Origin of the sequence: Brevundimonas sp. (assembly GCF_035626975.1) — a bacterium.
GTDB lineage: Bacteria > Pseudomonadota > Alphaproteobacteria > Caulobacterales > Caulobacteraceae > Brevundimonas.
In genome coordinates, this window is the sequence record NZ_DASPMQ010000008.1 from 21,048 (window position 1) to 41,936 (window position 20,889).

The following is a 20,889-nucleotide window of genomic DNA, read 5'->3' on the forward strand; positions in this document are numbered from 1 at the left end:
AACCAGGGATCGAGCCCGGCGCAGCTGGACCTCGGCCAGCGGCCGCTCGGTCATGGGGGAGAGACGTTCCAGCGCCGCTGAGCGGCGGTCGTCCTGTTCAGGTTCGGGGCGTCGGATACACGCGATGCGGTGTTTCCGGCGCCGCGTCCACGCCAGCCGCCTCGTCCGCATGGCGGGACAGCCCCGCCCTGGACATCCAGCGGTGATTACGGGCCCCGTACATGCCTCCGATGACGGCGGCGGCGGCGCCGATCAGCATGGTCAGGAAACCCCACAAGGCGAGCGTGGCCGTGGCGTCGGCCGCATTGTCGGCCGCTTCGCGAACGACGACAGGAGGCGGGGCCAACTCCCCTTCCACGAGGCGGCTGCGGGCGCCAGTCGCCCCGTCGACAACCACATCGGGCGCCGGATCGGCGGCTTCACCGCCAGCGATCGCCGCAGCGCCCCCGGCCGCGCTGGCCGTCGCGATGACCAACGCGAGCAGAAACGCGCTCGCCCAGACGCCGAGGCCGTGCAGCGCGCCCCTGTGGTGGTCGGGATATTTGGCGGCGCGACTTGCCACCGCGCCGCCAACGAACAGCGCAAGCGCATTGGCCAGGGCCATCCACATTCCCGCCGCGGCCGTGAACCCGGCCGCGTCATTGCTGTCGAGATCATACGGGTTGAAGGACGCGGCGCCGAGCGCCACCCCCAGCAGGTTGAGCATCGCGCCGACCGCAGCGGCGACAACCGCCCCGGCGATCACAGCCGGCCAGGACACGAGGACATGGGGCGGATGCACCGCCGTGTGCGCAACGGTCGTGTCGGTCATGCAAGGTCCTCCTCCAGGTCTCAGCAGAATGACTGGAAGGCCCGAGCGTTCCGCCACGGCCAACCGTGTGGCCGCGCTCGCCCTCCCTGCACCCGCTTGGTGACGGCGGTCCGCAGCTCGACCTCGGCCCGATGACAGGCTTTTTAGTTGCGGCCCCGCGCCTCCGGGGGCTTCTGTCCTCGGCGGGACAGGAGGCCTGTCATGAGATCGGAACCGGAACGCGAGGCGGAAGACGGCGACCGCCGGACTGCGGAGTTGGCCCGCATCGCCAAGGAGCTGGTCGACTACGGATTCTACGTCAGGGGCGAGCTCTTGCCTGACGAGAACAAGCTCGTCCCAAGCCGGGAGCCGAAACCCGGCCCTTCCGGGCGCGGCTGAGGGGCGGCCCGCCCCTGCCCTGTGGTCCGCTTTCGACCCTTAGCAGTCGTTAGCGGGGTTTGCTCCCGGGAGCCCCGTCGACCTCAAACGACAAGCCCGAGGTCGAGGAGGAACTGTTCGATGGCGGCTCCGACCTCCCCGATTATGTCGAGCAAGGTTTCGTCTAGCGCCGTGTAGGCCTGCTGCATCTGGGAGCCGACCATCACCGTGTCGGTAGTGAGCAGGTCAGTCAGGACGAACTCGGCTTCCTCCTCCGACGCGAGGAAGATCGCGGGGATGCTTTCCACAGTTTGTGCACGACCCGCTTTCATTGCGTTCGCAAAGGCGCGGACGCCTTCCCAACCGAGGAGGAACTCATGCTCGACTCCTGTTTGGATGTTCCTCGCGATGACGGCGCCAGTCTCCGTTTCGAAGATCCTCAACATGATAAGCCCCTACCCGCCCCGTTTGCGGAAACCAATGATCGCGTTCAAGTCGAGAGAGGTGTGCGTAGACTGGGGCGTCACCGTCAGTCGAAGCGCGTCGATATGGGGGCCAAAGCGATCCGTGGGGAAATCGATGACCCTCACCACCGTCGGATCTGACTCCTCCCGCCAAGGCTCACTGGGTGGATAGGGCGCGTCGTCGCCCTTGTCGTCAGACTTCAAGCACCAGAACCAGTTCGGCGCATAACCCATGCCAAAGAGCTGTAGGTTCTGGTGGATCGTCACTCCCAACAGAATGCCGAGGTGTGAGTTGAACCAAATGCCGCCGAAGTGGTCTGCCGTATGCGTCCCCACCTCGGACATGAAGCCCGAGTTGTCGACGATCATCACAGCATCGTCGTGGGCCTCCAGGTGGTCGCCCGGTTGAGTGACAAAGCGATCGTAGCCCACGAGCTCCGTTCCGAGCTTTCTGACGCGCCGCCACGACGATTCGAGATTGTTGTGAAGGGTTAGCTTGAGCATGCGCAGACCTGTCTGGATCTGAGGTCGATGAGCCGAGCGGCACGACTACGGCGAGCAGCGAAGGCGGCCTGCGAAAGGGCGTGATCACGCAAGGACCACGTCGCCTCGACACTCCCCCTAAGATGCACTTCCCCTTACCGACAGCCCAGCGTTGCCATTCTAGGCTGTATTCGCGCCGGAGAACAAGAGCATGTTTCCCTCAGGAGCGAGCTTGGGCGCAGCCTAACAAGGTGTCGGTGCCAACGTCCGCTAACCACCCCTTGCCGACATAGGGTGGGTCCGGTTCTTGGAAGTAGATCGGCATTGCTCATGCCGGCGTCGCCCTCCTGAAGCCCGAGATTCTGATGATGGGGCTGTTCGTCGCCATCGTCTCAAGCGCGATTCCCTATTCCCTCGAATGATCGCGCTGCCGCGCCTGCCCACAAAGACGTTCGGGACATTGCTGAGCGCCGAGCCGGCCGTGGGCGCGATCCTGGGTCTCCTCCTGCTCGGCGAGACGCTGCCGCCGCTGCAGTGGCTCGCCATCGCGGATTATCGTCATCTCGTCCGCGGGGGCGATGACCGGCCCAAGGCTCTGTCACCCCAGCCCGCGCCAGCGAACTGAATCAGGCGTCAACTCAACCCGGGTGCTGCATTCCATAGCTGATGTGTGGGCAGCGTCGGCGTCCCATGGCCAGCCGCGTCGCAGCGCTCGCCCTCCTTTGCATGGGCCTGAGCGACGGCAGCTCCGCAGTTCGACCTCGGCCCGATGCCAGGCTTTTGAGTTGCGCCCGGCGCCTACCGGGCCTTCGGTCCCCGCCGGACAGGAGGCCTGTCATGAGAGCAGGACCGGAACCCAGGGTGGAAGAAGGTGACCGCCGGATTGAAGAGTTGGCCCGCATCGCAAAGGAATTGGCCGACTACGGATTCTACGTCGGAGGTGAACTTCTGCCTGATGAGAACACGGTAATCCCGAACCGGCAGAGCGAAAACCGAACCCCTCCGGGCGCGGCTGAGGACGGCCCCAGATTCACCGTCCTGCCCTAGACCGGCTTTCGACCCGCAGCGGGCGTTTCGGTTGCTCTCGGCCGCACCCGCCGGATTCGCCATCGGACACCGCGTCCGACGTCGTTGGCAGGCAACCATCGCCCGCCAGCCGGCTTATCATGACAGGCCGGAGCGACCCATGCGAACGTCCGATGAGTGCATCGCCAAGGCGAAAGAGCTGGATGGCAAAGCCCTGCAGTCCCCCAAGGGGCTGCTGCGGGACGGATTCAGGGAGGTAGCGGCGGACTGGCGATGGCTCGCGGTGGTGGCGCAGGTTCAGGAAAAGCTCGAAGCCGGGTAGCCGCTTCCCATGGGCGGCGTCATCGGTTGCCTTCCCACTCCTTGCCGGCGCTGGCTGTCCAGCGGACGGTCCGCCGTTACCCGCCTGGCGGACGCAGCCGCTGCTCCCGGCGCGCCGCCTGGCGAGGCCGAGCGGCAGGCGTTCATTCGGCTCCGCGAGAAGGTCGCGGAAAAAAATGGTGGACGTCCGCCGCGCTGACCCACCACTGTCAACGTCGGGGATTACGCCGGCACGGCGACTCGATCCTTCCGCCCGAAGCTCAGGTCGGGTCGCCATCTCCCGTCGCGCCGGCGACGACCGTGGAGACGTCCCCCCGCTCCGGAAGCTCAACGGGTGCCATGGGCTGGAGAACTGACCGATAGTGCTCCACGACCGCCTTCACGCGCCCCATCTGCGACCCGAGGACATCGTTGGCGCGGTCCGCGTCCTCAGGAGATATCTTGTCGGAATCGAACAGGGGCACAGTGCTCATCGGGGGCCCAAACCCGGCTCGGCGTGTTCGGTTCCGGACACTTCCCGGCTGACGTTATTTTCGATCAGGAGCGTGGCGTCGGATACACGCGGTGCTGAGTGACTCCCGACAGATCTCTTTTGAGCGGGCCGGACGCCGAGCCACGCGGGCTACCGCGCCCTGCGGAACCGGACCCGGTCCTTGCCTGCGATCAGGAAGGCGTCAAAGCCGGCTGCGCGCCAGGCCTCGCGTTGAACATGGGTCGTATCCGGGTCGGTGACGTTGGCCCACCATTGAGGACGCTCGACGTTCGCCGAGGGCTGAGGAGCGGACCTCCTTCTGCCGGAGCTCCAAAGACATCCACCCATAGCCGGCGCTGCGAGGGGCCAGGCGGGCAGCTATTTTCAGCTGCCGGGAACGTGGGAATTCCCTGCGCGGGCTACGATGGAGCGCCCCCCCGGCGAGATGCGACGCCCGGCGCAGGCGATGCGGCGGCGAGTCTTGTCGCAGAGGCCTTTACGAGCCACCTGAGGGAACAGGCCGGTTGGTTCAGAGCCTGGGGCGACACATGCCTGCATCGCAACCTGACGACAACGCCATCCAGCGACCACGCCGCGCGTGGATCGCCTGGGCCGAAGCGGCTGTGGCGATCCTTATTTTCAGTATCGCGGCCTACGCCATCGGGCGGGACCTGAGGGGCGTCGCCTGGCCGCAGATCGAAGGCGCCCTGGGCTCTGTGCCGCCTGACGGGCTGGTCGTGGCCTTGCTCGCTCTCGCCGCCAGCCTCGTCGCATCGTCGACCTATGACAGCCTGGGACTCGCCGCGCTGGGCAAGCCGGCGCCCTGGCGCGTCACGCGCCTCACCTCGGGGATCGCTTTCGTGCTCGCCAATGTCGGGGCGGCGGGTCTGGCGGGCGCTAGCGCGGCGCGCTTCCGCGCCTATCAAGGCCTCGGACTGGCCGGCGCCGAAACGGTGATCCTGAGCGCCGTCGTCGCCGGCACAGGCCTGATCGGCGGTCTCGCGCTCGTGGGGCTCGGCGCCGCCGGAAGCCTCAGCCAGATAGCCGCGACAGCCCACCTGCCGGGCGTTCTGGGTCTGGCGCTCGCGATCTTCGGCCTCAAGGGGCTGGCCAGTTTTCTGCTCGCGCCGAGGATCGGCTTCCTTCGCGGACTGTTGCCGGCCCGGCGCGTCCGGCTGGGCATGGTGCTCGCGAGCTCGGCCGAATGGACGGCGGCGGCCTGCATCCTCTACGTCCTGTTGCCGGCGGAGACGCGGGGGCCCCTCCTCCAATTCCTGCCTGTCTTCGGGCTTGCCGGCCTCGTGGGGGCGGTCAGCGGCTTGCCGGGCGGCATCGGACCATTCGACGCGGTCGTGCTCGCGGTGCTGGGGCCCCGCGTCGGCGCAGCCGAGACCGCCGCCGCGCTGCTCGCCTATCGCCTTGTCTATGTCGTCACGCCGTTGCTCCTCGTCGCAGGCGCCATAGCGGCGAGCGCAACCCGCGGGGGCCTCGCCCGCGGCGGACGCCGACTGACCGAACTTCGCCAGACCTGGATGGCCGTCGCCCCGGCGGCTTTCGCCGTTCTGACGTTCGCGGCCGGCGTGCTCATGCTGGTGTCAGTGGCGACGCCGGAAGAAGCCTCCCGCCTGAAGCTCCTCGCCCGCCTGGCGCCGCCCGGGCTGGTGGATCTGTCGCACCTGGTGGCGAGCCTCGCGGCGGTATGCCTGCTGTTTGTGGCGTTCGGCATCAAGGCCCGGCGACGCCGCGCCTATCGGGCTGGACTGGCCCTCCTGATGACGGCCGCCGGCGGCGCCTTGCTGAAGGGTCTGGATTATGAGGAGGCGGTGTTCCTGCTCGCGCTGGCGGGTCTCCTTTATTCCGCGCGCGACGCCTTCTACCGGGGGGAAGGAGCGACCATCCTGACCCCTCGGGCGATGGCCGCGATCGCGGTGGCCTTGATCGCCGCCGGGTGGCTGGGATTGTTCGCCTATCAGCACGTCGCCTACCGGGATGAGCTGTGGTGGACCTTCGTGACCGACCAGGGCGCCCCGCGATTTCTGCGGGCCTCGGTCGCCGCCGCAGGTCTCGCCCTGGTGCTCGCCTGTTGGCGGCTCACCCGCCCTGCTCCCTCCCCTCCCGGGCCGGCCACGCGAGATGACCTGGAAAGGGCGGCGGCGGCGCTGGCCGGAGCGGAGCGTGCGACTCCGGACGCAAACCTGGCCTTTCTCGGCGACAAGCGCCTTCTGTTCAGCGCAAGCGGCCGCAGCTTCGTCCAGTATGGCGCCCAGGGCGGGACCTGGATTGCGATGGGCGAGCCCGTCGGGCCGCTAGGCGAACGTCATGAGATGATCTGGGCGTTCCGTGAGCTGTGCGACCGGAACGGCGCGCGGCCGATCTTCTACGCCGTCAGCCGGGAGAGCGTGCCGGAGTTTGTGGATTGCGGGCTCGTGGCCTCCAAGATCGGCGAGACGGCGCTGGTGGATCTGCCCAGCTTCGCGCTGGAGGGGAGCGCCCGCGCGGGTCTTCGACACGCCTTCAACCGGGCGGACAGGGCGGGCCTGGCTTTCGACGTCGTGCCGCCGTCGGCGTTCGACAGCGTCGCCGACGACCTGAAGGCGGTTTCCGACGCCTGGCTCGCGCTTCACCAGGGGGGAGAGAAGGGTTTCAGTCTCGGCCGCTTCGATCCCGATTACCTCCGTCGTTTCCCCACCGCGGTCTTGCGGCTGGACAACCGCGTCGTCGCGTTCGCCAACCTCTGGATCACGCCGGATCGGCGTGTCCTGTCCGTCGACCTGATGCGCTACGGGGGCGAGGCGCCGAAGAACACGATGGACGCCTTGTTCATCCACCTCATGCTCTGGGGGCGCGAGCAAGGATACGCCATGTTCGACCTCGGCATGGCCCCCCTCGCCGGTCTCGAGGAACATCGCCTCGCCCCGATGGCGACGCGCATCGCGGCCCTCGTGTATCGACAGGCGGGCGGTCTCTATGGCTTCGAGGGCCTGCGCGCGTTCAAGGACAAGTTCGGTCCGCGCTGGGAGCCGGTCTACATCGCCGCGCCCGCGACATGGCTGCTGGGACCCGCCCTGGCGGACGCCGCCCTGCTGTCGAGCGGGGGCGTGATGGGCCTGCTTCGTTGAACAAGCGGCCCATCCCTTTGGCCGGGGCCGCCGCCCCACATGCGCCGGCGGCGCCAGTCTGCTCATCGCAGGACGGATGGTCAGGGAAGCGAAACCAGAACCCGCAGCCAGCCGACCCGCTGCAGGAACTCGAGACTCTCGAACAGCGGAAAGGCCAACAGCATCACGAGGCCGTCCCGCAGCGTCGTCAGGAAAAACCGGGGGCGAACCTCGATGACCTCGGCGTCGCGCCACTTGCTGAAATCGGGCCAGAACCGGGGCGTGCGCGCGACATAGGCCGCATAGGTCGGGCCGAAGGTCCCGGCCAGCCAGGCCTCCTCCCGCTTCACCGTTGCGGCGAACACCAGGACCGCGATCAGAACGAACAGACCCGCGATCGTGAGGCTGCCCGTCTGGGCGCCCATGCCGAAAGCGCCGATGAAGCTGAACACATAAAGGGGGTTGCGGGTGATCGAATAGGGGCCGCGATCGACGATCTCAGCCTTCTTGCGGCCGCCGATGTACAGCGAGCACCAACCGCGCCCCACGATGCAAAACACGATGGCGGCGACGCCCAGCGTCTCAAGGGTCTCATGCATCCCCGTCTCGCCGCCGAGGGAGCGGCTGACGGCCGCGCCGGCGACGATGGCCAGCAGGGCGACGAGCAGCACGGCCTTGCGGATCAACTGGACGCGACGGAGGTCAAGGGGGTGAGCTGTCGACATGGAAACTCCGGGGACGTTGAGGAAGGTCGGGTCAGGCGGCGTGGCTGCGTCGGCGTCCAGCTGACCAGGCGGTGGCGACGATCAACAGTACCAGAACAGCCAGAAGCACCGCTGTGGAACCGACCGTCCCGAACCCCAGGCCGCCCTTGTCCGGCGACTTGGTCAAAAGATCGCCCATCGTCGCGCCGAACGGACGGGTGAGGACGAAGGCGATCCAGAACAGCAGCGTTCGGGAGAGCGGCGTGAAAAAATACGCCAGGACCGTCAGGCCGATGCCCCCCGAGATGAGCAGATTGCTGTATCCGTACCCCAGCCCGGAGCTGTCGGCGAGGAAGTCGCCCAGGGCCGTCCCGAGCGTGTTGGAGACGAGGATGGCGACCCAGTAAAAGGTTTCGACCTTGGGGGCGCGGATGTGGTCCACAGCGATCGAGCCCGTTGTCAGGCGCCAGGCCGCGAGCACGGCAACGAGGATGGCGGCGATGATCGCGGCCCCGGCGGCGTAACCCAGGCCCAGGCTCCGGTCCATGAAGTCGGAAATGGTGGTTCCCGCCGTGCTCGTGGCGAGGATGACCGCCCAGTACAGGAAGGGGTGGAAGGCCTTCGCACGAAGCTGCAGCGCCAGCACGACGAGGAAGAAGAAGATCAACACCAGCGAACTGGCCGCGTAACCGATCTTCAGCGTCATCGACAAAAGGTCGCCGCCGGTCTCTCCGACCGTAGTGGCGCAGATCTTCATGACCCAGAAGGCGAATGTCACCGTGGCGACCTTGCTGGCCGCTTCGGGGATCGCGGAGGCGCCCGGCTCGGTCATGGGTTTGATCCTTCCTGTGGAAGCGCGGGCCAAACAAGGCCTGCATTGAGATCGGGATGTTGGGTCGGAAATGAGACAGGCGCGGCCTCCGGGGGATATTGATCCAGCATCAATGAACCCGGGACGTCGACGCCGGAGGCGAAGTCACCCGCGCTCCTCGACTGGTTCCGGACCGATGCCGAACCCTGCGCGGCTAGCGGCAGGGCGTGACGGCCCCAGGCAGGTCATCATGAGGATCGCAGTTTTTGCGCCGGAAGCGGCCCATTGCGTCGGTGCGAATGCGGACGTTCAACCCACTCTTCGAGTAGGGCCCAAGATCCCCAGCAGCGCAATCAAGATCGTCTTCGTCCAACTCCTCCGCCGGGAACCCTGGACGTCTCAAGGGCTTTCCTTCTCATCAGAAAAGGAGGCCACAATGACCAACAATCAGAATCAAAACCAACAAGGCGGTCGCCAGGACGGCCAAGGCCAACAGGGCGGCCAGGGCGGCCAGGGCGGACAGCGGCCCGATCAGGCCCAGCAGGAACAAGGCGGCCAGAAGGGCGGTCAAGACCAGCAAGGCGGCCAGGGCGGACAACGCCAACAGGAGCAGGGCGGCCAGCAAGGCGGCCAAGGTCAACAGGGCGGCCAAGGCGGCCAGCAAGCTGACAAAGCACCTGACTAGGCCTTACCCCTGACAAGCAAAAATGGCGGCTCTCGCGGGGCCGCCATTTTTATGCCCCGCATCGGGAGGCCGATAATTCGGCGGCAAGAAAGGGGCTCCCCATGTGGCCCGGGCAAGTCGATGCAATCGCGCGCCCGCACAGGGCAGCCCGCGCGGAGCTGACCGCGGCGCTTCACGGGACCTGACGACGCCGGGAGCCCGGCCGTTTGAACCCGAACGTTAATCCGTTCCGGTCTTGCCGTGTGGCGCGGACACCGGCTTGGATTCAGGGGACCCTCTTTCCCTCAGGTAGATGGCGAGCACGATCAGGACGGCCGTTGAGAGAAACTCGCTTTGCCAGTTCTGGAAGCTCTCGAACCAGAACTGCGTCTCCCCGAGGTGGGCTAGCAGATTCAGGCCGTCACCCTCACCGTGCATTTCGGCCTCGTCGGCCGCCAGCCGCGCGCTGTTGACCAGGTGCAGAATGAAGGAGACGACGAACAGCGCGAATAAGACGAGACCGAGCGAGTGCGAATAGAGCCCACGCGTGAAAGCCCCGAGACGAACCGGCAAAGGGGCGCTGGATTTGGCCTTGTCCAGCCGCGGATCCCGGTCCTGAGGCGCGGCCTTGTCGGGGTCCTTCGATTCCGGCGATCCGCGCTGATACAGATAGGCGGTGAGCATGACGAACGCCCACATCTGCAGGAACTCGCTCTCCCAGTTCTCAAACAGGGCGGAGAGGAAGGCGCCGCTCCCCAGATAGGCCGCCAAGCCGACGGTCTGCGCGCCGTGTTCGCGCAGCTCGTCGTTTTCGTGCGCGAACCCGGCGGCCGCCTGCCCAATCAGGCTGACCGCGAACAGAGCCATCAGCGCCAGCGTCAGACCGTTGTCCTTCAACCAGTTTTTCATGTCTAAGCCTCCGCTTCCGCAGCTGAACGGTCGTGGTTCCCGGCTGTTCCGGATCAGGCATGGGCAAGTTCCGGCCATGTATCCGCTCGCCGTGAGCGCGACGAGCGCCGGCGTCGGATGCGGCCGCGACGCCGAGCCTGTTCTTCAACCGCTGCCGGATGCCCCCGCCTCAAGCCGCATTGCGGCGACACGGCGGGGTCCCGGGCGGCGAATGGACGTACGCCCGACACCCCTTCCCGAACCGCTACTCCGTCCCCTGCCCCGCCGCCGGTTCCTTCGAGACCGGCAAGCGACCAGATCACTCCCGCGCCGAATGCGCCTTCCCGACATTGGAACGGCGAGCCCCATGCCGCCGTTGATCGTGCATGCCTCGATTCCAACTCCAGTACCTGGGACCCGCTGACGCGACCGAAACGATTCAGGCCGGGACGACCGATGATGCGGAGGATCTGGCCAGATTGCGCCTGTTGTTCAGCGAGCCGGGCTTCGGCATCGCGATCATGTCCGAAGGAACCGAGGTCCGCCGGGTGATGCAACGTCCCCTGGCCTCTTCGTTGCGCTTTTAGGGAGCCTTCCATGTCTGAAAAATTCAAGACCGGCGGCCAGGACCGCGCCCACGTCATCCTCGGCGAGGATTACGAAGACCGCGACTCATCTCAGACATTCGGCGTCAGCGGGGACCGCCTGCGCGCCGCCGCGACCATGGTCGGCAACAGGGCGGACGTGGCCGAGCCCGAACCGCGGGGCAGGTGATGGAATCCGGGAGCGCCTTCCCGTGGGGACTGGTCATCGTCGGCGGCCCCATCCTGCTGTTCGCGGTCGCCTTCTGGGCTTGGCTACGCAGCCGCAAGGCTGACGATCAGGCCGACCCGGACACGCCTCCGGACGATCCGTCGAAGGGAATGACCGGACACGACTGAAGGGCCGTCGGCGGCCGTCCGGGCGCAAATGGCGGCTCCGTCAGCCGCTTTTTGCGTATCGACCGACCTGCCCACCGCCGCAGTACGGCGGACCCGGCTCGCGTTCGCGCTGAAAGCCGCCATCAATCAGTTCGGACATTCGCGCCCCGCTACGCATCCGAATGCCGCTCCGGGGATTGAATGGGACGCCGGGCCCATAGGTCGTGGGATGGAGCGCCCGGCGGAGGCAGGAGAGTCAGGTCGATGACTGAGGATCGCAACACAGGGCAGAAGCGAGCCAGCGGAAGCGACAGGAGCGTCGAGCCCCGACAGGGGGGCGATCACGTCCGCAAGGCGAAGGAATGGGGCGGCGGTTCGAAAGGGTCGAAGGGTCCGGTCACAGACGCCGACCGGGCAAACGAAAACTCGAGCGCCCGAAGCTGACACGTCCCTGCTCCCGTCCACGATTCCCCTTTTCCGGGGGAGCGGCGTACATAACCATGCGCTGCTGAGGATCGGGGCGAGAGGTGCACTACCACCACAGCTGGATCTTCATCGCCTTGTCCGTGGTCGTCGCGATCTTCGGATCGTGGACGGCGCTGGACCTGTTCCGGCGGATGCGGACGCAGATCGGCCGGGCCAGGCGTGTCTGGCTTGTCGTCGCATCGGTCGCGATGGGCAGCAGCATCTGGTCGATGCACTTCATCGCCATGCTGGGGTTCGACCCGGGATCGCCAGTCAGCTATGACCCGGTCCTCACCCTGGCTTCGCTGCTGCTGGCCATCGGCGGAACCGCCGGCGCCTTCTTCGCCGCCGGGCTCGGCGGGGTAAGCCCTGGCCGGTTGGTCGTCTCCGGAGCGGCCATGGGCCTGGCGATCTGCGCCATGCACTACGTGGGAATGGCGGCGCTTCGGACCGACGCCTCCCTCGGGTATCGGCCGGAACTGGTCCTGCTGTCGCTGATCGTGGCGATCGGGGCGGCGACCGCCGCCCTGTGGGGCGCGCGCCGGGAGGGCTCGGTTTTCTGGCGTGCCGCCGCAGCGATCGTGCTCGGGCTCGCCATCGTCGGCATGCATTACACCGCCATGGCGGCGCTGGTGCTCACTCCCACAGCCGCTGCGACCAACGTCCAGGGCGCCCCCCCGTTGATGCTCGCCGTGGCCGTTGCGGCGGGCACGGGCGTGATCCTGTTCACAGCCCTGGCCGCTTCCCTCTACGAGCAACGACAAACGCTGCTCGAGGTCCTACATGCCGGCGACGTTGGCTATTGGGAGTTTCACCCCCGATCCGGCGTACTGGACGCCTCCGAGCGCGGGAAGGTGATCCTCGGACTGTCGCCGGCTGCTCCCCTGGACGAGACGATCTGGCGCTCCCTGCTCACGCCTGAATCGCGCCGCGAGCGCGACGCCCTGGTGGCCGAGGTGCTCAGCACCGGACGGGACTACAATGTGGAATACCAGTTGCTCGACGGGCGCTGGGTGAGTCTGCGCGGGCGACTGGTGAAGGATCGGGCCGGGCGGCCGCTGAAGATCGCCGGCGTGCTCCTCGACGCGACCGACCGTCATGCCGCATTCGCCGCCGTCGCCGAGAGCGAACGTCGGCAGCGACTCCTGATCAACGAACTGAATCACCGGGTGAAGAACACCCTCGCGAGCGTTCTCGCCATCGCCACCATGACGGCGCGGCGGACGACCACGATCGCGGACTTCGTCTCGTCGTTTGAGGCTCGCCTGATCGCCCTGTCGAAAACCCACGATCTGCTGACGGCCCAGGGCTGGGACGGCGCGGACCTTCGGCGGCTGCTGGAGGAGGAGTTCCGCCCCTATGCGCTCGAGCAGGTTCGACTGAACGGTCCGCCGGTCCAGGTTTCCGCCCAGCAGGCCTTGGCCTTAGCCCTGGTGTTTCATGAACTCGCCACCAATGCGGCGAAATACGGAGCCCTCAGCACCCACGACGGATGTGTGGAAGTCGACTGGACCTCGGATGCCGGGCGTCTGACTCTGGTTTGGCGCGAACGCGGTGGTCCGCCCGTGCGGGAGCCGGAGCGGGCCGGATTCGGATCCCGCCTGATCCGCACCAGCGTCCAGGGCGCGCTTGAGGGCGTGCTCGAGCTGCGATACGCGCCCGGCGGCGTGGAGGCGGAACTCAGCTTTCCCCTCAGGGATTCGCCGTCAGATCCGTGCGGACCGCCCGACTGACGCCCCGTGACGGCGGACTCCGTCGGGGGGCTGGACGCGCAAGCGGCCTGGCAATCACCGTCGCGGCTTTGGCCGCCTGGCGGAATCGGTCCACTCACGCGCGGCCATGGCCGCCCTGATCAGACGCAGGCCGGTCGTTTCGGCCGCGTCGGCCGTCAGGGCCAGGGCGGCGTCCCCTACCCTCACGCGCACCGCCGAATCCTCCTGACAAACCTCCAGCGGATTATTGTCCAGATCGACCGGGCGGGCGGTGCGGACGCCATGGCTGCCGACTCGAAGGTCCCGTTGGTTTCGCCGCAGCGTCCCTACAACGACGGGCGAGCTTCCGCCAGTTCCCGGCGCTCCCCTTCCCGTTTGCGTCACGCCCTGACGCTTCGGTGGCGGCCTGGGCGCCAAGCGCGGTGAGCAGAGGCTCGGCCTTTCCGGTCACCCCTCGGCAGGTGCGCGGCAGGCGGCTCATGTTCCCCACGCCGCTTCCGCGACCGCCAACCCGGGATGGTCAGCGACCTCGCCCGTGTCCCGCGCGGCGAAACCGGCCTGTCGCCGAAGCGCCTCCTCGATGGCGCCGTAAAGCTTGCCCACCTCGATCGGCTTGGCGACATGCCCGTCCATGCCCGCGTCGAGGTAGGAGGCGATCTGATGCGCCATGGCGTTGGCGGACAGGGCGAGGATGGGAATCCGGGCCCTTCCCGTCTGAATCTCTTCGGATCGAATGGCCCGGGCGACGTCGGTGCCGTCCAGCCGGGGCATCTGGATGTCGAGGAGAACCAGGTCGAACGTCTCGGCGCGCCAGCACTCGAGCGCTTCGAGGCCGTCCGCCGTCACGCGAAGGTCCGCCCCAAGCGGTTCCAGCAAGGCGCGCGCGACCATCTGGTTGGTGGGATTGTCCTCGGCCAGGAGGAACCGGAGCTGTCGAGGCCCGGCCGAGGGCGCATGGCTTCCGCCGGGCGCACCCGCCGCGCCCCCGCTGCAAGCCACGCGCTGCATCGGCAGCCGCACGGTGAACCGCGAACCCGCGCCCGGCTCGCTTTCCACTGCGATGTCGCCGTCCATGAGGTGCGCGAGCTCCCGGCTGATCGCGAGACCCAGCCCGGTTCCGCCAAAGCGACGGGTGGTGGAGCTGTCGGCCTGGGAAAACTTGGAGAAGAGCCGCGATAGGACGTCGGGCGGCATGCCTATGCCGGTGTCCGTCACGACGATCTGGATCGAGGCGTCATCGGCGCGGACCTCGACGCGCACGGAACCGGCCTGGGTGAATTTGACGGCGTTGGCGAGCAGGTTCGACACGATCTGCCGGGTGCGCATCGCGTCCCCGCGCCAGACGCCTTCGCACGAGGGCTCGAGGTCGAGCCGGCAATCCAGCCCCTTCTCCTGCGCCAGGCCGACGAAGGCGTCGAACGCCGACCGCACCGCGTCGGCGAGTTCGAAGTCCTCCGCCACGACCTCCAGCTTCCCGGCTTCGATCTTCGAGAGATCGAGGATGTCGTTCAGGACCGCCAGGAGCAGCTCGCCGGATCGGCGGATGACGGCCACCTTTTCCTGCTGGTCCGCGGGCAGGTCCGCGTTCTCGAGCGCCTGGGCCATGCCGAGCACCCCATTGAGAGGGGTGCGGATCTCGTGGCTCATGTTGGCGAGGAACTGGGACTTGGCCAGGTTGGCGCTTTCGGCCTGGTCCCGCGCATCGACCAGGTCGCTCATCGCCGTCCGCAGGGCGTCGTCGTGGTCGCGCAGCCGCTGCAGCAGGGCGTTGAAGTCCGTCGTGAGCGCCGCCAGTTCGTCGTCGCCCTCAGGCGCGACCCGCAGATCGAGGTCCCCGCTCTCCCTGATCGTCACCATCGCATCGGAAAGCACCCGCACCGGACGGATGACGCCGCGCGCGAGCCAGGTCGAGGTGAGCAAGGCGAGACCCACGGCGCCGCAGAGGCCGAGAAGCGAAACCAGGGTGTACCCGAGCACCATCTGCTCCAGTTCATCGAGACTGGAGACCAGGACGAGGACGCCCACCGTGTCGCTGTCGAGCAGGACAGGCGTGCTGACGATCAACCGGTCGCGCTCAAACCGGGACCCTTCCAGCAAGGGCGCCGCGGCCGGTTGGCTCACCCCGGAATCTGCCGAATAGGCGGAAAACGGGGCGCCCCTGGCGTCGAACAGCCAGACCGCGCTGACGCCGGGGATCTGCGCCGCGGACCCCAGGGTTTCCCGCGCCGCCTCGCGGTCCTGAAACACGAGGGTGGCGGCGACGTTGGCGGCGAGGACGTCCGCCAGCACCTCGCGCTGTTCCAGCATCCGGGTCCGGTCGCTGTTCCATTCGTGGACGATGAAGGTGGGGTAGGCGACCAGAAGCGCGGCCAAAGCGGTCGCGATCGCGACCGCGGCGACCTTCGCCTGGATCGAGGAAGCGATCATGCGGCGGACGCGGCGGATCATCGGACGACCACGGCCAGCCGTAGCAGACGGGAGCTCAGGGCGACGCCCGCGTCGCGAGCGACGCGATTGTTGATCTCGAAGCGGATCTGCCGCCCCACGGTGATCAGTCCGATCGCGCCGTGCGTAATGAACCCGCGCGCATCCCCGATGGTGAGCACGCCGTTACGGGCGAGCGAGGCCAGGGTCTGCGGGTTCGCATCCGCGGCGCCGACGACGGCGGCGTGACAGCCGCGGTCGAAGTCGGCCGTCCTCCTCACCCGCAAGGTCCGGTCGCCGACCGGCCGGCCGTCGAAACCGGCCAGATGGGTCGCAAGGACGTGCTGGGGGTGGACACAGAGCACCACCGGACTGGAGGGCGCGGCGAAGCGATCGGCGCCCCAACTGCTGAACCGGGTGAAGTTGTAAATGATCGCCGCGCGCGCGGCGGCGTCCGCGGGCGCGGCCTGGCGGGCCTGCACGGGCCCTCCGGCGATCGACAACACCGCCATGGAAAGCAGCAGGAGCGAACGACGGCGCATCTCAGTAACGGGCCGCCGCGCCGAACCAGACGCGTCTTTCGCTGAACGCGGACGGACTGCCCAGGCCCGTCTCGATCATCTCCAGCCGTTCGCGGTCGATGAGGTTCTCCGCCAGGACATAGAGTTCCAGGGACGGCGTGGGACGCCATGCGGCGCGGATGTCCAGATCGGTGTACGCCTCGACCAGACCGGCGCTGGCGACCCGGCGGGCCCATACGTCCAGGTCGATCGTCTCGGTGACGTCGAACCAGGACCGCACCGAAAGCTGGCGTCTGGGGGACCGGTCGGGATTGAAGGTGTCGAGCCCGGCCACGGTGAAGCCGTTCTCGAGGACGTCCATGTCCATGGCGGAGGCCGCGGCCTTGACCGTCCACCGGTCCGAGAGCTTCGCGTCGAGGGCCACCTCAACGCCGCGCGTCTCGACCCGGCCCCCGTTCGCGAACTCCAGGGTGATGAACGGTTGCCCGGGCGCCGTCGCGGGGGTAGCGCCCCAGATCACCAGGTTCTCGTACTGATGGACATAGGCGGTGAGGTCCAGCGACACCGCCGGCGCCAGCTTTCCGCGCCAGCCGGCCTCCCAGGCGACCAGATCCTCGGCGCCCAGACCGCCCGCGGCGGATATGGCGATGACCGGATCATCGACCTCCAGCGCGGTCTCGAGCCGCGAGGGCGTGCGCACCGCCCGCGACACTGCGCCCCAGGCGGTCCAGCCGGCGGCGTCGGTCCAGGCGAGGCGCAGACTCGGCTGGACCTCGAAGCCGGTATAGTCGTTGTGCTCCACCTTGGCGCCCAGCGTGAGGCGCAGGCGGTCAGACATCAGGGAGATCTCGTCCGCGGCGTAGGCCCCGTACCACTGGTCGCTGCGCGAGGCTGGCGCGAGCCCCATGGCTGGCGTCATCATCTCGACCCGGTCGCTGCTCCAGCGATAGCCTGCGCCCCAGACGACCTGATGGCGCTCGCCGAGGCTGAAATGCTGCGAGACGTCGATGTCGGCCTGGTCGCGGACGCCGTCGAGCCCGGCTTCCCTGCGCTCCACGCGATCCCAGTAGGCCTGGACCGAGGTGACCGCGCCCTCCCCGGTCCGGGTCCAGCGGCCCAGCAGATTCTGCCCGCTGAAGCGCACGCCGACCGGCGGAACGACCGCCGAGGGCGCGAGCTGCGAAAGGTCGGCCTCGCCGGCATGCACATCGCCCTGGAGCGTGAAGGAATCCCTCTCGGTCGGCTCGAAGTCGTACCGGAAGCCCGCCTGCATGGCGGAGGAGACGTCATGGCGCCGGTCCGGGGCCGCGAAGGCGGCGCCTTCGGCCCGATGGCCGACCACGTAGGCCCGCACGGCGCCGTTCTCGCCAACCCTTCCTCCGTGCCGAAACACGACCCGCCCGCCCTGGTCGGTGCTGTACCGGGCGCCCGCAAGGGTCCCGAGCGTATCGGCGGCGTGTTTGGTGACCACATTGATCACCCCGTTTACGGCGTTGGCGCCCCAGAGCGTCGCGCCCGGTCCCCGAACCACCTCGATCCGTTCGATATCCTCGACGGGCGGAAGCTGCTGATCCCACAGCACCCCCGAGAGCGTCGACAGATAGATCGCCCGGCCGTCGACCAGCACCAGCAGCTTGTTGGAAAATCGCCCGTTGAACCCGCGCGCGCTTACGGCCGCATTGCCTGACGCGAGGCTGGCGACTTCCATGCCCGGAACCATCCGGAAGAGCTCCGGCAAGGTCGTGACGCCCGACCGCCGGATGTCCTCACGGCTGATCACGAACACGGCGGCGGCGGTTTCCTCCACCCGCTGCGGCCGCTTGGCGACCGAGGTGACGTTCGCCTGCAGGATTTCCTCAAGGCTCAGGTCCTCCAGGCTCGCTGCTTCGGACTGCGCGAGCGCGCCGCCGCCGGACGCAGCCGACAGGACAACAGCGATAGCCGCAAGGATGATGCGTCTGGTGGACATGGCTCCCCTTCAGGAATGAAAGTCCTTCTTTTCGCTAAAGGAAGCGTGAAGGGCCGCTGGCGGCTGGCGCGCAAACCGGCCGGGCGGCATCCAGATATCGCGGCCGCGTTTGGGGCGGATGGCGTCTCTCAGGGATTGCAGATCGTGGGCGCCCGGCGCCCCGTTGTTGACGGAGGATGGTCGCGGCGCGCGCGACTACAGCTATTCGTGGGGGGGCGCGGGCTTTCGGGCGTCGGCATCGGCCATCGCGCTGTTCGGGGACCGCGTCATGACGCCAGGGTTCCTGTCGGTCGAGGCGCGGGAGGCGATGTGGGCCCCGGCGACGACGACTGACGGCGAGGTCGTCACCGAACGGGGGCAGCCGGGTCGGGTTCGGCTGGCGGATCGGCGACTCGATCGACGGCGAACGCGTGGCCCACCACGCCGGCGCGGCGATCGGGGCCCGGAGCGCACTGCTCGTCTATCCGGAGCGGCGCGTCTCGGTAAGTCTGCTGTCCAACGCGTCCTGGACCTCCTCGATCGAACGCACCGCCGAAATGATCGCCGCGCCGTTCCGCGAGCCGCCCGGAGGCGACGGCGCCCCCTGCCCGGTCGGCGCCAGCGCGTTCCGGGGGACCTTCGTCGACGAGATCGTCGCCGGGACAGCCCGGTTCCGACTGGAGGGCGGCCTGTGCCGGGGTTCGCTCTCGACCGACAACGCCCTCGGGGCCTGGCTGAACGCCGTCCCGCAGAAGGACGCCAACGCGCTCGAGGTCATCGCCCTGCAGGCCGACGGACGCCTCGCCCGCGCCACCCTGGTGTCGCCGATCGGGGCCATGAGGTTCGGCGGGGACCCGACGACGCCCTGCAGGTCGACTTTGGCGGCGGCCGCCGGCTTGAGGTCGTCCTGCGATGACTCCCGATCACGCTTCCCTGGCCGGAGTCCCGGCGGTTCAACGGCTGGCCAGGCTGGTATGCGCCTTGGCGGTCATTGGCCCGTGGGCCAGCTATGGACCTCCGCAGGGAGCCGTGAAGCCGACATCCCTCGGTTCACGCGAGGGTCTTCGTCTCGGGCCTGGCGGCAGGCGGCGGAGGGGAACAGTAGAGGCTTCAGACCGCTCTCACCCGATAGATTCGGTCGTCAGGCGCGTAGGCGAAGGCGAAGTGCTCGATCCGGTCGGCGTACGACGCGCGGTAGCGGCGTACGAGACCGCCCGGTTCATCGAAGGATTCCACCAGGCTGAAAGCCGCCGGAGCGCCGATCGCGCCGCGGTCCGGCGGACCCACTGTGTCCAGGCCCAGGCGGGGCGCCATCTCGGGCGTGAACAGGGAGTGGTCCAGGGGCGTCCCGTTGCGGAACACCATGTCCCGCGCCTGACGGGTCAGAGCCGGGGCGTCATCACGCTGAACGACGAGCGAAGCCACGGTGGAGCCGGGGGCGGCCATCTCAAGAAGGTCGTGGGCGACATCGCGCATGGCGCGCCCGGCAAGCGAGCTCTCCATATTGACCATGACAAGCGCGCCCGCCCGGCGTCCGGGGTTGCGGACGTAATAGGCGAGGAACCCGTCCACGCTTCCCGAGTGGTAGTCGTGCTTCTGACCGGCGACCTGGTCCGTGAACCAGCCGTAGCCGTAGGCGGTGCTACGGCCGTTGGACAGGCGGACCGGCGTGGTCATTCGGGCGAGGGTGGCGGGCCGGATCGCCGTTCCGGCCTGCAGGGCCCGTTCCCACCGGGCGCCGTCCTCCCCCGACATCAGGAGGCCGCCGTCCGGCCATCCGGAGTAGTCGGAATCCATCTGGACCGCGTGAAGAAGCTGATCTGCGCCCAGCACATAGGGCTCGGCGCGGCCCGGGATGATGGACCTCGCCGCGTCGAACCGGGCTCGCGTGAGGCCCGCCGGCGCCAGCAGGCGGGTGCGAACAGCCTCATGGTAACTGAGACCGGTCACGTCGGCGATCAGGTAACCCAGCAGCACGTAGCCCGTGTTGGAGTAGGCCCAGGCCTCTCCGGGGGCGAACGACCCCGGCAGGGCCGCCACGCCTGCTATGAACGCAGGCCGGTCGATGTACCGGTCCGACGCAAAGCCCGGCTGGCCGTAGTAGTCAGGCACGCCCGCGGTGTGGCTGAGCAGCGCCTCCACCGGCCGGCTGCCGAGGCCGTCAGGGAGGTCTCGCACGTATCGGCCGATCGGCGCGTCCAGGGCGAGACGGCCCTCTTCGGCCAACTGGACGACGACCGCCGAGGTGAACTGCTTCGAGACGGAGCCCAGGTGAAACAACGAGCGCGGCGTGGCCGGGGCGGCGAAGGGTACAGAGGCCAGGCCGAACGCCTCGGCGATCACCGTCTGGCCGTCCTTCACCAGAACAACGGCGGCCCCCGGGACGCCTCGGGCGCTCAGGATGCCGGACACCCGATCGCGCCAGCCGGTCGGCGGCGATCCCAGCGCAGGCGTCCCGCCGAGCAGGGAGGCGCTCGCCGCCAGAACGCCACGCCTGGAAATCATGCCGTCGCCCCCTCATCGCCCAGCCTGGAAGAGAAGCCCTGCCGGATCAAGCCTTGTCGAAGTTTCGCGCCTCGACCATGCTGACCACCCAATGCCTTTCCCGTTGCTATCGTAAGCCCGAAACCGCGAACCGTCCGCTGCGCGTCTGGAAGATGGCTTCCCGATCGAAACCCGGCCCCTCCATGGTCATGGTGCGTTCTGGTGTAGAGGCCGGGAACCGGACCATTTCAAGGTCTCGGATGAGTCACGATTGGGCATTGGGCGGCCTCCGGGGCGTCAGGCCGCCGAGAGAGCC

Annotated in this window: 20 protein-coding genes; 8 read left to right on the forward strand and 12 right to left on the reverse strand. The window is 68.0% G+C overall.

Annotated features, from left to right (window positions below):
• Window positions 1-97: 97 nt before the first annotated feature.
• Window positions 98-811 carry a hypothetical protein gene (locus VEB62_RS02600; protein WP_324795100.1) on the reverse strand — a complete coding sequence of 238 codons (714 nt, stop codon included), beginning with the start codon at window positions 809-811 and terminating at the stop codon, window positions 98-100.
• A 201-nt stretch (window positions 812-1,012) separates the two neighbouring features.
• On the opposite strand from VEB62_RS02600, the gene VEB62_RS02605 reads away from it, so the two are divergent.
• A complete protein-coding gene (locus tag VEB62_RS02605) occupies window positions 1,013-1,189 on the forward strand; it encodes a hypothetical protein (RefSeq protein WP_324795102.1) in 177 nt (58 codons plus the stop codon).
• 83 nt (window positions 1,190-1,272) lie between these two features.
• On the opposite strand, the gene VEB62_RS02610 is transcribed toward VEB62_RS02605, so the two are convergent.
• A complete protein-coding gene (locus VEB62_RS02610) occupies window positions 1,273-1,614 on the reverse strand; it encodes a hypothetical protein (RefSeq protein ID WP_324795103.1) in 342 nt (113 codons plus the stop codon).
• A gap of 9 nt (window positions 1,615-1,623) precedes the next feature.
• Entirely contained in the window at window positions 1,624-2,136 is a 513-nt protein-coding gene (locus VEB62_RS02615) for a hypothetical protein (RefSeq protein WP_324795104.1), read from the reverse strand.
• 397 nt (window positions 2,137-2,533) lie between these two features.
• Here VEB62_RS02615 and VEB62_RS02620 point away from each other — a divergent pair, with 397 nt between their 5' ends.
• Window positions 2,534-2,740, forward strand: a complete 207-nt coding sequence (locus VEB62_RS02620; RefSeq protein WP_324795105.1) for a hypothetical protein — start codon at window positions 2,534-2,536, stop codon at window positions 2,738-2,740.
• Between the two features lie 561 nt (window positions 2,741-3,301).
• Window positions 3,302-3,463: a hypothetical protein gene (locus tag VEB62_RS02625; protein ID WP_324795106.1), complete on the forward strand. Its 162-nt coding sequence runs from the start codon at window positions 3,302-3,304 to the stop codon at window positions 3,461-3,463.
• Between the two features lie 259 nt (window positions 3,464-3,722).
• On the opposite strand, the gene VEB62_RS02630 is transcribed toward VEB62_RS02625, so the two are convergent.
• Window positions 3,723-3,935, reverse strand: coding sequence for a hypothetical protein (locus VEB62_RS02630; RefSeq protein WP_324795108.1), 213 nt, complete (start codon window positions 3,933-3,935; stop codon window positions 3,723-3,725).
• A 547-nt stretch (window positions 3,936-4,482) separates the two neighbouring features.
• On the opposite strand from VEB62_RS02630, the gene mprF reads away from it, so the two are divergent.
• A complete protein-coding gene (mprF, locus tag VEB62_RS02635) occupies window positions 4,483-7,053 on the forward strand; it encodes a bifunctional lysylphosphatidylglycerol flippase/synthetase MprF (RefSeq protein WP_324795110.1) in 2,571 nt (856 codons plus the stop codon).
• A gap of 80 nt (window positions 7,054-7,133) precedes the next feature.
• Here mprF and VEB62_RS02640 read toward each other — a convergent pair whose 3' ends face one another.
• The 4 genes from VEB62_RS02640 to VEB62_RS02655 all read right to left on the reverse strand — a co-directional run bounded on the left by VEB62_RS02640 (window position 7,134) and on the right by VEB62_RS02655 (window position 10,120).
• Entirely contained in the window at window positions 7,134-7,757 is a 624-nt protein-coding gene (locus VEB62_RS02640) for a methyltransferase family protein (RefSeq protein ID WP_324795112.1), read from the reverse strand.
• 31 nt (window positions 7,758-7,788) lie between these two features.
• Window positions 7,789-8,568, reverse strand: coding sequence for a COG4705 family protein (locus VEB62_RS02645; protein WP_324795114.1), 780 nt, complete (start codon window positions 8,566-8,568; stop codon window positions 7,789-7,791).
• Between the two features lie 397 nt (window positions 8,569-8,965).
• Window positions 8,966-9,199, reverse strand: coding sequence for a hypothetical protein (locus tag VEB62_RS02650; RefSeq protein ID WP_324795116.1), 234 nt, complete (start codon window positions 9,197-9,199; stop codon window positions 8,966-8,968).
• A gap of 252 nt (window positions 9,200-9,451) precedes the next feature.
• Window positions 9,452-10,120 carry a DUF6766 family protein gene (locus VEB62_RS02655; RefSeq protein WP_324795118.1) on the reverse strand — a complete coding sequence of 223 codons (669 nt, stop codon included), beginning with the start codon at window positions 10,118-10,120 and terminating at the stop codon, window positions 9,452-9,454.
• A gap of 365 nt (window positions 10,121-10,485) precedes the next feature.
• Between VEB62_RS02655 and VEB62_RS02660 the strand changes: the two genes are divergently transcribed.
• The 4 genes from VEB62_RS02660 (at window position 10,486) to VEB62_RS02675 (ending at window position 13,217) form a co-directional block, all read left to right on the forward strand.
• Window positions 10,486-10,686, forward strand: coding sequence for a hypothetical protein (locus tag VEB62_RS02660; RefSeq protein WP_324795119.1), 201 nt, complete (start codon window positions 10,486-10,488; stop codon window positions 10,684-10,686).
• A 10-nt stretch (window positions 10,687-10,696) separates the two neighbouring features.
• Window positions 10,697-10,873, forward strand: a complete 177-nt coding sequence (locus VEB62_RS02665; RefSeq protein WP_324795121.1) for a DUF3606 domain-containing protein — start codon at window positions 10,697-10,699, stop codon at window positions 10,871-10,873.
• Window positions 10,873-11,040, forward strand: a complete 168-nt coding sequence (locus VEB62_RS02670) for a hypothetical protein (RefSeq protein ID WP_324795123.1) — start codon at window positions 10,873-10,875, stop codon at window positions 11,038-11,040. Before VEB62_RS02665 ends, VEB62_RS02670 begins: the two co-directional genes overlap by 1 nt.
• 506 nt (window positions 11,041-11,546) lie before the next feature.
• Window positions 11,547-13,217 (forward strand): MHYT domain-containing protein, encoded by a 1,671-nt coding sequence (locus VEB62_RS02675; RefSeq protein WP_324795125.1) that lies wholly within the window; start codon window positions 11,547-11,549, stop codon window positions 13,215-13,217.
• A gap of 456 nt (window positions 13,218-13,673) precedes the next feature.
• On the opposite strand, the gene VEB62_RS02680 is transcribed toward VEB62_RS02675, so the two are convergent.
• From VEB62_RS02680 to VEB62_RS02695, 4 genes are all read right to left on the reverse strand, one after another.
• Window positions 13,674-15,644: an ATP-binding protein gene (locus VEB62_RS02680; RefSeq protein ID WP_324795127.1), complete on the reverse strand. Its 1,971-nt coding sequence runs from the start codon at window positions 15,642-15,644 to the stop codon at window positions 13,674-13,676.
• Window positions 15,641-16,162 carry a YfiR family protein gene (locus VEB62_RS02685; RefSeq protein ID WP_324795128.1) on the reverse strand — a complete coding sequence of 174 codons (522 nt, stop codon included), beginning with the start codon at window positions 16,160-16,162 and terminating at the stop codon, window positions 15,641-15,643. The genes VEB62_RS02680 and VEB62_RS02685 overlap by 4 nt, the downstream gene beginning before the upstream one ends.
• A gap of 1 nt (window position 16,163) precedes the next feature.
• Window positions 16,164-18,110 carry a TonB-dependent receptor plug domain-containing protein gene (locus VEB62_RS02690; RefSeq protein ID WP_324795130.1) on the reverse strand — a complete coding sequence of 649 codons (1,947 nt, stop codon included), beginning with the start codon at window positions 18,108-18,110 and terminating at the stop codon, window positions 16,164-16,166.
• A gap of 1,089 nt (window positions 18,111-19,199) precedes the next feature.
• Window positions 19,200-20,594 carry a serine hydrolase domain-containing protein gene (locus VEB62_RS02695; RefSeq protein ID WP_324795132.1) on the reverse strand — a complete coding sequence of 465 codons (1,395 nt, stop codon included), beginning with the start codon at window positions 20,592-20,594 and terminating at the stop codon, window positions 19,200-19,202.
• Between the last annotated feature and the right edge of the window lie 295 nt (window positions 20,595-20,889).

What these genes read in the sequence shown, in the direction of transcription:
- VEB62_RS02600 (WP_324795100.1), bottom strand. Translation starts at nt 811, where the DNA reads ATGACCGACACGACCGTTGCGCACACGGCGGTGCATCCGCCCCATGTC.
- VEB62_RS02605 (WP_324795102.1), top strand. Translation starts at nt 1,013, where the DNA reads ATGAGATCGGAACCGGAACGCGAGGCGGAAGACGGCGACCGCCGGACT.
- VEB62_RS02610 (WP_324795103.1), bottom strand. Translation starts at nt 1,614, where the DNA reads ATGTTGAGGATCTTCGAAACGGAGACTGGCGCCGTCATCGCGAGGAAC.
- VEB62_RS02615 (WP_324795104.1), bottom strand. Translation starts at nt 2,136, where the DNA reads ATGCTCAAGCTAACCCTTCACAACAATCTCGAATCGTCGTGGCGGCGC.
- VEB62_RS02620 (WP_324795105.1), top strand. Translation starts at nt 2,534, where the DNA reads ATGATCGCGCTGCCGCGCCTGCCCACAAAGACGTTCGGGACATTGCTG.
- VEB62_RS02625 (WP_324795106.1), top strand. Translation starts at nt 3,302, where the DNA reads ATGCGAACGTCCGATGAGTGCATCGCCAAGGCGAAAGAGCTGGATGGC.
- VEB62_RS02630 (WP_324795108.1), bottom strand. Translation starts at nt 3,935, where the DNA reads ATGAGCACTGTGCCCCTGTTCGATTCCGACAAGATATCTCCTGAGGAC.
- mprF (WP_324795110.1), top strand. Translation starts at nt 4,483, where the DNA reads ATGCCTGCATCGCAACCTGACGACAACGCCATCCAGCGACCACGCCGC.
- VEB62_RS02640 (WP_324795112.1), bottom strand. Translation starts at nt 7,757, where the DNA reads ATGTCGACAGCTCACCCCCTTGACCTCCGTCGCGTCCAGTTGATCCGC.
- VEB62_RS02645 (WP_324795114.1), bottom strand. Translation starts at nt 8,568, where the DNA reads ATGACCGAGCCGGGCGCCTCCGCGATCCCCGAAGCGGCCAGCAAGGTC.
- VEB62_RS02655 (WP_324795118.1), bottom strand. Translation starts at nt 10,120, where the DNA reads ATGAAAAACTGGTTGAAGGACAACGGTCTGACGCTGGCGCTGATGGCT.
- VEB62_RS02660 (WP_324795119.1), top strand. Translation starts at nt 10,486, where the DNA reads ATGCCTCGATTCCAACTCCAGTACCTGGGACCCGCTGACGCGACCGAA.
- VEB62_RS02665 (WP_324795121.1), top strand. Translation starts at nt 10,697, where the DNA reads ATGTCTGAAAAATTCAAGACCGGCGGCCAGGACCGCGCCCACGTCATC.
- VEB62_RS02670 (WP_324795123.1), top strand. Translation starts at nt 10,873, where the DNA reads ATGGAATCCGGGAGCGCCTTCCCGTGGGGACTGGTCATCGTCGGCGGC.
- VEB62_RS02680 (WP_324795127.1), bottom strand. Translation starts at nt 15,644, where the DNA reads ATGATCCGCCGCGTCCGCCGCATGATCGCTTCCTCGATCCAGGCGAAG.
- VEB62_RS02685 (WP_324795128.1), bottom strand. Translation starts at nt 16,162, where the DNA reads ATGCGCCGTCGTTCGCTCCTGCTGCTTTCCATGGCGGTGTTGTCGATC.
- VEB62_RS02690 (WP_324795130.1), bottom strand. Translation starts at nt 18,110, where the DNA reads ATGTCCACCAGACGCATCATCCTTGCGGCTATCGCTGTTGTCCTGTCG.
- VEB62_RS02695 (WP_324795132.1), bottom strand. Translation starts at nt 20,594, where the DNA reads ATGATTTCCAGGCGTGGCGTTCTGGCGGCGAGCGCCTCCCTGCTCGGC.